Raw genomic sequence first — 11,861 nt, 5'->3', positions numbered from 1 at the left:
GTCTAGGCTGCCGCCTCGGCACGGCTGGCAACGAACGCACGCACGCATGCTTCGACGTCGTCCGCTGTATGCGCGGCGGACAACTGCACCCGGATCCGGGCGGCACCGCGCGGGACCACGGGGAAGCTGAAGGCAGTGACGAAGACACCGTGCTGCAGCATCCGGTCCGCCACCTTGGCTGCCATCACTGCGTCCCCAAACATGACGGGCACGATGGCGTGCTCGCCCGGGAGCAGGTCGAAGCCTTCTTCGGTCATCCTGCGGCGGAACTGCGCGGCGTTCTCGATCAACCGGCGCCGGAGGTCCGCGGAGTTCTCCACGAGGTCAAGCGCTTTGAGCGTCGCGGCCACAATGGCGGGCGCCAGTGAGTTGGAGAACAGGTACGGCCGCGCCTTTTGCCGCAGCATGGCCACGATCTCGCCGCGGCCGGACACGTAGCCGCCGGACGCCCCGCCAAGTGCCTTGCCGAAGGTTCCGGTGTAGATGTCCACCCGGTCCGAAACCCCTGCATGCTCCGGGGTGCCCGCGCCGGTAGCGCCCATGAAGCCCACCGCATGGGAGTCGTCCACCATCACCATGGCGCCGTATTTTTCGGCGAGGTCGCAGATGGCCTCGAGCGGGGCGAGGAAACCGTCCATGGAGAACACGCCGTCGGTGACGATCAGCTTCCGCCGCGCGTCCTGGGCCTCCTGGAGGCGGGCCTCGAGCTCGGCCATGTCCTGGTTGGCGTACCGGTAGCGGCGGGCCTTGCACAGGCGGATGCCGTCAATGATGGAGGCGTGGTTGAGGGCGTCCGAAATGACGGCGTCGTCCGGGCCGAGGAGGGACTCGAAGACGCCGCCGTTGGCATCGAAGCAGCTGGAGAAAAGGATGGTGTCCTCGGTCCCCAGGAACGCGGAGACCCTGGCCTCGAGGCTGAGGTGCAGGTCCTGGGTTCCGCAGATGAAACGGACACTGGCCATGCCGAAGCCGCGCTCATCCATGGCGGTTTTTGCGGCATTGATGATGTCCGGATGGTCGGCCAGGCCCAGGTAGTTGTTTGCACAAAAGTTCAGCACGTCGCTGCCTTGACCGCCGATCCGGCCCGCGATGATGTGGCTTGACTGCGGTGAACTGATGCTGCGTTCGGTCTTGTAGAGTCCCGCGGTGCGGATCTCGTCCAGCTCGCCGCGGAGCTGGTCCTTGATGGAGGTGTACATGGGGTTCCTTACAGTCGGGTCCAGTCGAGGACAACTTTTCCGCCCACGCCGCTGCGGGCGATGTCGAAGCCCTTCTCCCAGTCCGTGGCGGGCAGCGTGTCCGTGACCACGGCGGAGATTCCGGCGTGCAGCACCAGGTTGGAGGAGAGCATGGCGCTCATGGCGTACCAGGTTTCGTACATCTCCCGGCCATAGATGCCTTTGAGCGTGAGCATGTGGGTGACCACCTTGCCCCAGTCGATGGTGATGTCCTGGCTGGGCAAGCCCAGCATGGCGATCCGGCCGCCGTGGTTCATGTTGTCGATCATCTCAGGCAGGGCGGTGGGGTGGCCGGACATTTCCATTCCGACGTCGAACCCCTCCCGCATGCCCAGTTCACGTTGGGCATCGCGGACGCGGGTCGTGGAGACATCGATGGCGAGGTCGGCGCCCAGCTGCTTGGCCAGCTCCAGCCGCGGCACCGACACATCCGTGATGGCGATCTTGCGCGCGCCGGCGTGGCGGGCCACAGCGATGGCCATCAGGCCGATGGGACCTGCGCCGGTGATGAGCACGTCTTCGCCCACCAGGGGGAAGCTCAGCGCCGTGTGGACGGCGTTGCCGAACGGGTCGAAGATGGCGCCAAGCTCGGGAGTGACCGAGGGGTCGTGGTGGACCCAAACGTTGGTCTCCGGGATGACCACGTATTCGGCGAAGGCGCCGTCCCGTTGGACTCCCACGCTGACCGTGTGGATGCACATCTGCCGGCGCCCGGCACGGCAGTTGCGGCAGATACCGCAGACCACGTGGCCTTCGCCGGAGACTCGGTCTCCCACCTTGACCTCGCGGACGTCCTCGCCCACCTCCACCACTTCGCCGTAGAATTCGTGGCCGGCGATGAGCGGAGCCTCGATCATGCCCTGCGCCCAGGCGTCCCAGGACTGGATGTGGAGGTCGGTTCCGCAGATCCCGGTGGTCATCACGCGGATCTTGACGTCGGCCGGACCCGCCGTGGGTTCCGGCCGGTCGACGAGTTCGAAACCGGCGTGCGGGCCGGCCTTGTACAGGGCCTTCATTGGCGTCCTTACTTCTTGGCATTCACATCAGCGGGTTGGTGTCCTCCTCATTGAAGCCCCGGGAAAGCATTAGCACAACAGGAATCTTCTCAATCGACGATTTAGATTTTCCTAATGTATACACTGGCGGAGTGGAAATACATCAGCTGGAAATCCTCCGCGAACTTGGGGCGCTGGGCAGCGTGAAGGCGGTGGCCGACACCCTCATGGTCACCCCGTCGGCGGTCTCCCAACAACTGGCCCACCTGCAACGGACGGTGGACGTGCCGTTGACGCGCAAGGAGGGCCGGAACCTGGTCCTGACCGAAGCCGGCCAAGTCCTCGCCGACGCCGGCGCCGCCGTCCTCAGCGCCATGGCCGATGCCCGTGGCGCGCTGGGCTCATACCACGGTTCGCCCGCCGGCCGGGTCACCGTCAGTGGGTTCCACAGCGCCGGGCAGGCCCTCTTTGGCCCGCTGGCGCGGATGCTGGACCAGCCGGGACATCCGCGGATCGAACTCTCCGACGAGGACGTCGCCCAGCAGGACTTCCCGGCCCTCACCGCCCGGTACGACCTCGTGCTGGCGCACCGGATGGACCACAGCCCCCGCTGGCCCGCCGAGCGCGTCGCCGTGATCCCGCTGGCCCACGAGCCGCTGGACGTGGCCCTCCCCGCCGGGCACCCGCTGGCCCGGCAGGACACCGTCACGGTGCACGACGTCGGCGCCGAAGCCTGGGTGACCAGCCACCCCGGCTACTCCCCCGCCGACGTGCTCTCCGCCGTCGCGGCCGTATCCAGCCGGGAACCGAACATCGTCCACCGCATCAACGACTACTCCACGGTGGCTGCCCTGGTGGCCGCGGGCGGGGTGGTGGGGCTGCTGCCCAGGTACACCGCCGGGCCGGTCCTGAATCCGGACATTGTCCTGCGCCCGCTCGAAGGCATCAGCACCCGCCGCCGGATCGACCTGCTGGCCAGGCCGGAAAACCTCAAGCGGCGTGCAGTAGTGCTGGTCTGTGAGGCCCTGGAAGACATCATGGCAGGGCTGGTGCAACAGGGGTAAGCGGGAGCTGGCTGGTGCAGGGGCGGGCACGGTGTCACGGACCCGTGGCAGGCGTGGCCGGACCGGCGCAGCTACGCCCCTTCGCCATCCTGATGGTTGCCCGCACCCATCTTTTTGCCCATGCCGTGCCCACGTCCCAACCCCAGGCCCGGGCCGTCACCGGCGCCGTCGACGATCCGCTTGGCAGTGGCCTGGTCCCCGTCCTTCACGCCGGCCACGCGCACGGTGTCGCCGGCGGCGATGTCCGCCATCGATCCGGCTGCCGGCTTGCGGCCCGCACCATCGTCGGCCGCCGAAAGTTTGGTGATCCTGGTGTCCGCGTTGACTGCATAGGACTGGATGAAGCCGTCCTCGCTCTTGACGGTGATGGCGGAGTCGCTGACGGACTCCACGGTTCCGCGCTGTTCGAGGACAGTCTGGAAGGTTCCGTCGGGCTGCTTGACCACTGCCTCACCGTGGAGCGGTTGGCCATGCCGGGACTTCTGCTGCCCGGGTGCCTTCTGCTGCCCGGGTGCCTTTTGTTGGCCCGGTGCCTTCTGCTGTCCCGGTGCAGTCTGGGAGGGGGACGGCGTTGGCGTCCCGGTGGCCGACCAGGCCATTGCCGCCCCGGTTCCGGAAAGGGCCAAGGCCACCGCCCCGGCCAGCATTGCCTTGCGCATCCTCAATGGGTCCCGGACCATGGTTGTTCCCTCCTCAGCACTGCCAAGGCATCATCGCCCTGTACCCTCCTGTGCCCTGTGGGCTCCAGTCTAGGTCCGCCACGCACGTGCGGCCACGGGTACTTTGCGGCCGGCGGCACCTGAGTACTTAAAGCCCAACCGGGCCGCAGTTGATGTCGTTATGGATGCTCAAAACGGACATCTGCTGCGACCCGGGTGGGTATCGGAGTGCTAAGCGGTGACGCCCAGCTTCTCCAGGATCAACTCCTTGACGCGTCCTGCGTCGGCCTGCCCGCGGGTGGCCTTCATGACCCCGCCCACGATCGCTCCCACGGCCTGCACCTTGCCGGCGCGGATCTTGTCCGCGACGCCGGGCTGCGCGGCCAGCGCGGCGTCGATGGCTTCCAGGAGGGGTCCGTCGTCGGACACCACGGCGAGGCCGCGCGCTTCGACGATCTCTTCCGGGGTGCCTTCGCCGGCGAGCACGCCGTCCAGCACCTGGGAGGCCATCTTGTTGTTGATCTTGCCGGCCTCCACCATGCGGCTGAGCTCCACCACGGTGGCAGCCTCGACGCCCAGCTGGCCGGGGTCCACATCGGCAGCCTTGGCGCGGCCGACGATCTCGCCCATCCACCACTTGCGGGCCACGGAGGCGGAAGCCCCGGCCGCGATGGTTTCCTCGATTTCGTCCAGGACGCCGGCGTTCACAACGTCGCGGAATTCCAGGTCGGAGTAGCCCCAGTCGGCCTTGAGCCGCTTCCGGCGCTCGGCGGGCGGCTCGGGCAGCGTGGCACGCAGTTCCTCCACCCATTCGCGCGAAGCGACCACCGGCACCAGGTCAGGTTCCGGGAAATAGCGGTAATCGTCGGCGTCGGACTTGGGCCGGCCCGAGGTGGTGGTGCGGGTGTCCTCGTGCCAGTGGCGGGTTTCCTGCACCACCGGGTTTCCGGAGTCCAGGACGGCGGCGTGGCGCTGGATCTCGTAGCGCACGGCGTGTTCCACGGCGCGCAGCGAGTTGACGTTCTTCGTTTCGGAGCGGATGCCGAAGCGTTCGCGGCCGTGCGGGCGCAGCGAGACGTTGGCGTCGCAACGGACGTTGCCGCGTTCCATCTTTGCATCGGAGACGCCGAGGTTCTTGACGATTTCGCGGATGGCGGCCACGTACGCCTTGGCGAGCTCCGGTGCGCGCGAGCCCGCGCCCTCGATGGGCTTGGTGACAATTTCCACCAGCGGTACGCCTGCACGGTTGTAGTCCACCAGGGAGAAGTCGGCACCCTGGATGCGGCCGGTGGCGCCGCCCATGTGCGTCAGCTTTCCGGCGTCCTCTTCCATGTGCGCGCGCTCGATTTCCACCCGGAACACGGTGCCGTCGTCGAGTTCAATATCCAGGTAGCCGTCGTACGCGATGGGCTCGTCATACTGCGAGGTCTGGAAGTTCTTGGGGGTATCCGGGTAGAAGTAGTTCTTCCGGGCAAACCGGCAGGATTCGGCGATCTTGCAGTTCAGCGCCAAGCCGATCTTGATGGAGGACTCCACCGCCGTCTTGTTGACCACCGGCAGGACACCGGGCATCCCCAGGTCCACCTCGTTGACGTTGGTGTTCGGCTCGTCGCCGAAGACGTTGGGCGCGGAGGAGAACATCTTGGTCTTGGTGTTCAGTTCGACGTGGACCTCGAAGCCGAGGACGGGGTCGTACTTCTCCATGGCCTCTTCGAAGCTCAGGATTTCGTCGGTGCTCATTATTTTGCCTCCTGGGTTTCGAGGGATTCAGCGCCCAGCGCGGGAGCCTGGGCCAGCAGCGGGCCGCCCCATTTGGCTTCCAGCAAGGACTCCAGGACAGCACCCACCCGGTAGAGGCGGGCATCCTCGCGGGCGGGTGCCAGCAGCTGGATGCCCACGGGCAGGCCGTCCTCGTCCGCCAGGCCGCCGGGCAGGGACAGCCCGGGGACGCCGGCGAGGTTCGCCGGGATGGTGGCGACGTCGTTGAGGTACATGGCCAGGGGGTCGTCCAGTTTTTCGCCGAGCGGGAAGGCCGTGGTGGGGGCGGTGGGCGAGATCAGGACGTCGGCCTGCTCAAAGGCGGCATCAAAGTCCCGCTGGACCAGCGTGCGCACCTTCTGGGCGGACCCGTAGTAGGCGTCGTAGTAGCCGGCCGACAGGGCGTAGGTACCCAGGATGATGCGGCGCTTGACCTCATCGCCGAAGCCGGCGGCGCGGGTGGCGCCCATGACGCGTTCAATGGTCATGGGACCGTCTTCCGGCAGGACCCGCAGGCCGTACCGGACGCCGTCGAACTTGGCCAGGTTGGAGGAGGCCTCGGACGGCATGATCAGGTAGTAGGCGCCCAGGGCGTACTGGAAGTTGGGGCAGGAAACCTCCACGATCTCGGCGCCGGCTTCCTTGAGCAGCTCCAGGGCATCGTTGAAGCGGTTTTCGACGCCGGCCTGGTAGCCCTCGCCGTGCAGTTCCTTAATGATGCCGATCCGCAGGCCCTCGACGTTGCCGGTCTTCGCTGCGGCAACGAGGTCAGCCAGCGGTTCCGGCAGGGAGGTGGAGTCGCGTGGGTCGTGGCCGCCGATGACCTGGTGCAGCAGGGCAGAGTCCAGGACGGTGCGGGTCACGGGGCCGATCTGGTCCAGGGAGGACGCCATGGCGATGGCGCCGTAGCGGGAGACACTGCCGTAAGTGGGCTTCACGCCCACGGTGCCGGTGACGGCACCGGGCTGGCGGATGGATCCGCCGGTGTCCGTGCCGAGCGCCAGCGGAGCCTCGAAAGCGGCCACGGCCGCAGCCGAACCGCCGCCGGAGCCGCCCGGAATCCGGTCCAGGTCCCAGGGGTTGCGGGTGGGTCCGTACGCGGAGTGCTCGGTGGAGGAGCCCATGGCGAACTCGTCCAGGTTGGTCTTGCCAAGGATCGGCATCTTGGCCGCGCGCAGCCGCTCGACGACCGTGGCGTCGTACGGGCTGTGCCAGCCTTCGAGGATCTTGGAACCGGCAGTAGTGGGCTGGCCGATGGTGACGATGAGGTCCTTGACGGCGATGGGCACGCCGGCGAGGACGTGCAGGGATTCCGCCTCCGCGCCTCCGGCGGCACGGATGGCGTCCACCTCGGCGGCGACGGCAAGGGCTTCCTCGGCGTTGACGTGCAGGAAGGCGTTGACCTGCCCGTCGACGGCGGCGATGCGGTCGAGGTACGCCTGGGTGGCCTGGACGGCGGTGACCTCGCTGGCAGCCAGCTTCTCAGCGAGCTGCGCGGCGGAGAGGCGGATCAGGGTTTCGGCGCTGATGCCGGTGGAGTTCTGTTCAGTCATGGTTATGCCTCATCCAGGATGGCCGGGACCTTGAAACGGTTGTCATCGGAATCCGGAGCACCGGAGAGCGCCTGTTCCGCCGTGAAGGTGTGTCCCACGACGTCGTCGCGGAAGACGTTGGTCAGCGGGATGGGGTGGGAGGTCGCCGGGACGTCATCCCCTGCGGCCTCGCTGACGGACTTGACCGAATCGACGATAACGGCCAGTTCGCCGGCCATCCTGTCCAGCTCTTCGGCACTCATCTCGATGTGAGCGAGCCGCGCGAGATGCGCGACGTCGTCACGGTTGATCGCAGCCATGGATCTCCCCTGCAAAGTTCGAATTGTTTTCCGATCCAGTCTAGTGGGGAAACGCCGATGCCCGTCTGACATCCCCCAGCGGGCGTCAGACGGGCACCTTCGTGCCAGGCCCTGCCTCGGGGACAGGAGCACAGGCAGCTACAGACTAACCGATTCCGATGGCTCCGGTCAGCATCCCGACGCCAAGCATGACCAGGGAGATGACGGCGGTACGCCACAGGACTTTCTTGTGGTGGTCACCGAGGTCCACCTTGGCCAGCGAAACCAGCAGCAGGATGGCCGGAACGAGCGGGCTCTGCAGGTGGAACGGCTGGCCGGTGATGGAGGCCCGGGCCATGTCCGCGGCGCCGACACCGTAGTGCGCGGCCGTCTCGCTGAGGACGGGCAGGACGCCGAAGTAGAAGGCGTCGTTGCTCATGAAGAACGTCATGGGGATGCTCAGCACACCGGTGATGACGGCCATGAACGGGCCCATGGAGGACGGGATGATCTGGACCAGCCAGGCGGACATGGCTTCCACCATGCCGGTGCCCTTGAGGACGCCGGTGAGGACGGCGGCGGCCATGACCATGCTGACCACGGCGACGATGGAAGGTGCGTGCGCAATGAGCTGGGCGCCCTGGTCCTTGACCTTGGGGAAGTTGACCAGGAGGGCGATCGCGGCGCCCACCATGAACACGAACGGCAGCGGGATGACGTTGGCGACGAGCACCACCATGACGGCGACGGTCAGGGCCAGGTTGAACCAGAACAGCTTGGGGCGCAGGGTGCTGCGGTTGGGATCGAGCGCGGTGTCGGTGAGTCCGGCGCTGCTGTCCTCAAGGAGGGTGTCGGTGCGCTCCAGCACGGCTACGGAGGATCCTACCGGGGAGCCGCCGACGGTGGGGGCTGCTCCGCCGGGGTTGCCGCCCTTGCGGCCACGGCCGGCGCCGGACACGCCGGTGCGCGAACCGCCGGCGGTAGTGCCGCCGTCGAACTCTTCTGCCGTGAAGGGCTCTGCCGAAGACGGGACGCCCCAAATCTCGGGAGCAACGGCACGGAGGCGGTTGCGTTCCTGAAGCCCCAGGAGCCAGGCGAAGGCGAATACCACGACCAGGCCGGCCACCAGGGACGGGATCATGGGGACGAAAACGTCGTTGACATCGATCTTCAGGGCGGTGGCGGCGCGGGCGGTGGGACCACCCCAGGGCAGGATGTTCATGGTGCCGTTGGCCAGGCCGGCCACGCAGGTGAGGACCACGGGGCTCATCTTCAGGCGCAGGTAGACCGGCAGCATGGCGGCGGTGGTGAGGATGAAGGTGGTGGACCCGTCGCCGTCCAGCGACACGGCGGCCGCGAGGATGGCGGTGCCCAGGACCACCTTGGCGGGGTCGTTGCCCAGCTTGCGGAGGATGAACTTCACCAGCGGGTCAAAGAGCCCGACGTCGATCATCAGGCCGAAGTAGATGATGGCGAACATCAGCAGGGCCGCGGTGGAGGTCATGGACTTCATGGAGTCCATGACCATGTCGCCGACGCCCAGGCCGGCGCCGGCAAAGAGGCCAAAAACGGTGGGGACAATGATCAACGCCAGCACTGGCGTCAACTTCTTCGTCATGATCAGCACCATGAAAACCGCGATCATGGCGAATCCAAGTATTACCAGCACAGCCGGCTCCTTCTTGTGAACAGCGGCACACCGGTGTGACGCGTGCTACAGACTGTAGGGTGGCGTCCGTCACGGCGGTGCCTTTGGCTCAATTGATTGGCATACTGCTTATTGGGAGCATTTTGCTCATTGTGCTCACGCTGTGTCGGCGCCTGGCGGCAGCCGATACGGTTGAGCCATACCCGTCGCGCCACACCCGTCAAGGAGGATGAATGCAGCGTCCCGCGCCCCGGCAGCCGCTGCGCTTTTCCACCCAGACACTCTTGCTGCAGGTGGCCGTCGTTCTCCTGGTGGTCCTCCTGAGCGCCACGGTGCATGCCTGGCTGACGTATGACCGGGTAGGCAGCGACGCGGAGAACCAGGCCCTGACGCTGGCCCGGACCGTCGCATCCGATCCGGAGGTCAGGGCAGACGTACTGGCCATCAGCGAACAGCCCGGCACTCCCCCGCCGGCCGCGCTCCTCGCGGGTCCGCTGCAGGCCTCCGCAGAGGCCGCACGGACCAGGACCGGCGCCCTGTTCGTAGTGATCACCGACGAAACCGGGATCCGGCTGGCCCACCCGGATCCGCAGCGGCTCGGCGAGAAGGTGAGCACGGACCCGTCCGAGGCGCTGTCCGGGCAGGAAATCACCACCCGGAACACGGGAACCCTGGGCCCTTCCGCCGGAGCAAAGGTTCCGGTGTATGCCCCCGGCACCGCGACGGTGGTGGGTGAGGTGAGCGTGGGCTACTCCATGGAAACCGTGGCCCAGAGCGTGAGCCGCGACATCGGCCCGGTGGCCCTGACCGCCGCCGGCGCACTGCTGGCCGGAGTCCTCGGATCCTTCCTGCTGCGCCGCCGCCTCCAGCGGCTCACCCTGGGCCTGGAACCGGAAGAGATCAGCACGCTGGTCCACGACCAGGTGGCAGTGCTGCAGGGCGTGGACGACGGCGTCATCGGCGTCCGTGCCGACGGCCGGGTCAGCGTGTTCAACGCCGCGGCGCAGCGCCTGCTCGATTTGCCCGACCTGTCCGGGACACGGTGGGAGGACGCCCCCGTTCCCGCCCAGCTGAAGTCACTCACCAGCCCCGCCCCCGTGGCCGCCGCTCCGCGGTTGGCTGCCGCCGGACCGGAAGGGAATGCCGCGGGGCCGGATGCCCTGGAACTGGTGGCGGGCGGCCGGGTCCTGGTGGTCAATGCCCGCAAGGCGCTGCACCGCCGGGAGGACCTGGGCTGGGTGATCATGCTCCGCGACCGCACAGAGCTGCAGGAGCTCACCCGGCAGCTGGACGCCGTGGGCACCATGTCCACGGCCCTGCGCGCCCAGCGGCACGAGTTCGCCAACCAGCTGCACACCCTGGCCGGTTTCCTGGGCATCGGGCAGCACCAGGAGGCCCGTGACTACCTGGCCGGGCTGGCCGCCACCGGTCCCCTGAAGTTCCCCGTGGACCAGGCCGAACTGCTCCAGGACCCCTACCTGCAGGCGTTTGTGGGGGCCAAGGGCGTGGAAGCGGACGAACGCGGCGTCGCCCTCCGCATCGGGCCCGAAACCCTGGTCCGCGGCCAGGTCACGGAGGCCCAGGATGTGACCACGGTGCTGGGGAACCTGATCGACAACGCCGTCAACGCCGCCGTGGCAGGATCCTCGACGGACCGCTGGGTTGAGCTCGAGGTGCTGGATGAGCCGGGCGACGACGGCGGGACGCTGCACATCGTGGTGGCGGACTCGGGCGACGGGCTGGCGGACGGAACCGATCCCGAAGGCGTCTTCGTAGAAGGATTCACCACCGCTGCGGGCCCGGTGCGTGCCGGTGGCGGGCAGGGCTTCGGCCTGGCCCTGGCCCGGCAGCTGGCACGCCGCCGCGGCGGCGACGTCAAAGTACTGGATCGCGGCACCGCCGGCGGGCCGGGCGCCGTCTTCATGGCGGTCCTCCCGCACACGACGGCGGGAAACCCTGCCGCGAAGACCCCCGGGGCAGCCGGAAAGGACAACAATGGCTGATGATTTTCGGGTCCTGATCGTGGACGACGACTTCCATGTGGCCAAGCTGCACGCAGCCTACGTGGACTCCGTGGCCGGATTCCTGGCCCTGGCCCCCGTTGGCACCGCCTCGCTTGCACTGCAGGCAATCCACAGCCTGCGCCCGGACCTGGTGCTGCTGGATGTCTACCTCCCCGATGCGTCCGGCCTGGACTTGCTGCAGCAGCTGGATGTGGACACGATCATCCTCAGCGCCGCCTCGGATGCCGCCTCCGTCCGGGTGGCGTTCCGCCGGGGCGCCTTGGGGTACCTGCTCAAGCCCTTCACCGCTGAGTCGCTGTCCCAGCAGCTTCGTTCCTATGCCAGGTACCGGCGCCTCCTGGGCCAGGCCGGGGCCCTGGACCAGGAGGCCGTGGAACGCGCAAAACGGTCGCTGATCCCGGGGGACGTCACGTCGTCGTCGAAACCCCGCTCGGCAACCGAAGCCGCGGTGCTGGAATCACTGGCTCCGGGCGAACAGTATTCCGCCGCCGAGGTGGCCGCCCGGGTGGGCGTCTCCCGCGCCACGGCGCAGCGCTACCTGTCGTCGCTGGCCGACGACGGCGCCGTGGACATCCAGCTGCGCTACGGCACCACGGGCAGGCCGGAACACCGCTACGGCCTGCCGGCAAGGTAGGGCAGGGAGA

Annotated in this window: 10 protein-coding genes; 3 read left to right on the top strand and 7 right to left on the bottom strand. The window is 67.7% G+C overall.

Annotation, left to right across the window (positions count from 1 at the left end):
• Positions 1 to 2 precede the first annotated feature (2 nt).
• A complete protein-coding gene (locus AC4EEV_RS17840; protein WP_491329621.1) occupies positions 3 to 1,199 on the bottom strand; it encodes a glycine C-acetyltransferase in 1,197 nt (398 codons plus the stop codon).
• 8 nt (positions 1,200 to 1,207) lie between these two features.
• Positions 1,208 to 2,254, bottom strand: coding sequence for an L-threonine 3-dehydrogenase (tdh, locus tag AC4EEV_RS17835; RefSeq protein ID WP_491329620.1), 1,047 nt, complete (start codon positions 2,252 to 2,254; stop codon positions 1,208 to 1,210).
• Between the two features lie 131 nt (positions 2,255 to 2,385).
• On the opposite strand from tdh, the gene AC4EEV_RS17830 reads away from it, so the two are divergent.
• Positions 2,386 to 3,297: a LysR family transcriptional regulator gene (locus AC4EEV_RS17830; RefSeq protein WP_133830281.1), complete on the top strand. Its 912-nt coding sequence runs from the start codon at positions 2,386 to 2,388 to the stop codon at positions 3,295 to 3,297.
• 71 nt (positions 3,298 to 3,368) lie between these two features.
• Here AC4EEV_RS17830 and AC4EEV_RS17825 read toward each other — a convergent pair whose 3' ends face one another.
• The 5 genes from AC4EEV_RS17825 to AC4EEV_RS17805 all read right to left on the bottom strand — a co-directional run bounded on the left by AC4EEV_RS17825 (position 3,369) and on the right by AC4EEV_RS17805 (position 9,214).
• Positions 3,369 to 3,977: a DUF5666 domain-containing protein gene (locus AC4EEV_RS17825; RefSeq protein ID WP_491329619.1), complete on the bottom strand. Its 609-nt coding sequence runs from the start codon at positions 3,975 to 3,977 to the stop codon at positions 3,369 to 3,371.
• A 210-nt stretch (positions 3,978 to 4,187) separates the two neighbouring features.
• Entirely contained in the window at positions 4,188 to 5,696 is a 1,509-nt protein-coding gene (gene gatB / locus AC4EEV_RS17820) for an Asp-tRNA(Asn)/Glu-tRNA(Gln) amidotransferase subunit GatB (RefSeq protein ID WP_109864150.1), read from the bottom strand.
• Positions 5,696 to 7,267: an Asp-tRNA(Asn)/Glu-tRNA(Gln) amidotransferase subunit GatA gene (gene gatA, locus AC4EEV_RS17815; protein ID WP_491329618.1), complete on the bottom strand. Its 1,572-nt coding sequence runs from the start codon at positions 7,265 to 7,267 to the stop codon at positions 5,696 to 5,698. The genes gatB and gatA overlap by 1 nt, the downstream gene beginning before the upstream one ends.
• A 2-nt stretch (positions 7,268 to 7,269) precedes the next feature.
• A complete protein-coding gene (gene gatC, locus AC4EEV_RS17810; protein WP_018763018.1) occupies positions 7,270 to 7,566 on the bottom strand; it encodes an Asp-tRNA(Asn)/Glu-tRNA(Gln) amidotransferase subunit GatC in 297 nt (98 codons plus the stop codon).
• Positions 7,567 to 7,711: 145 nt separating this feature from the next.
• Complete coding sequence (locus AC4EEV_RS17805; RefSeq protein WP_491329617.1) at positions 7,712 to 9,214, bottom strand: CitMHS family transporter; 1,503 nt, start codon at positions 9,212 to 9,214, stop codon at positions 7,712 to 7,714.
• Positions 9,215 to 9,426: 212 nt separating this feature from the next.
• On the opposite strand from AC4EEV_RS17805, the gene AC4EEV_RS17800 reads away from it, so the two are divergent.
• Both AC4EEV_RS17800 and AC4EEV_RS17795 read left to right on the top strand, forming a co-directional pair.
• Entirely contained in the window at positions 9,427 to 11,196 is a 1,770-nt protein-coding gene (locus AC4EEV_RS17800; protein WP_018763016.1) for a sensor histidine kinase, read from the top strand.
• Entirely contained in the window at positions 11,189 to 11,851 is a 663-nt protein-coding gene (locus AC4EEV_RS17795) for a response regulator (RefSeq protein ID WP_018763015.1), read from the top strand. Before AC4EEV_RS17800 ends, AC4EEV_RS17795 begins: the two co-directional genes overlap by 8 nt.
• Positions 11,852 to 11,861 lie beyond the last annotated feature (10 nt).

The organism is Pseudarthrobacter sp. MOO14, from assembly GCF_058267675.1.
The sequence above is the reverse complement of the archived record's forward strand: the minus strand, read 5'-3'. Positions and strand labels throughout refer to the sequence as shown.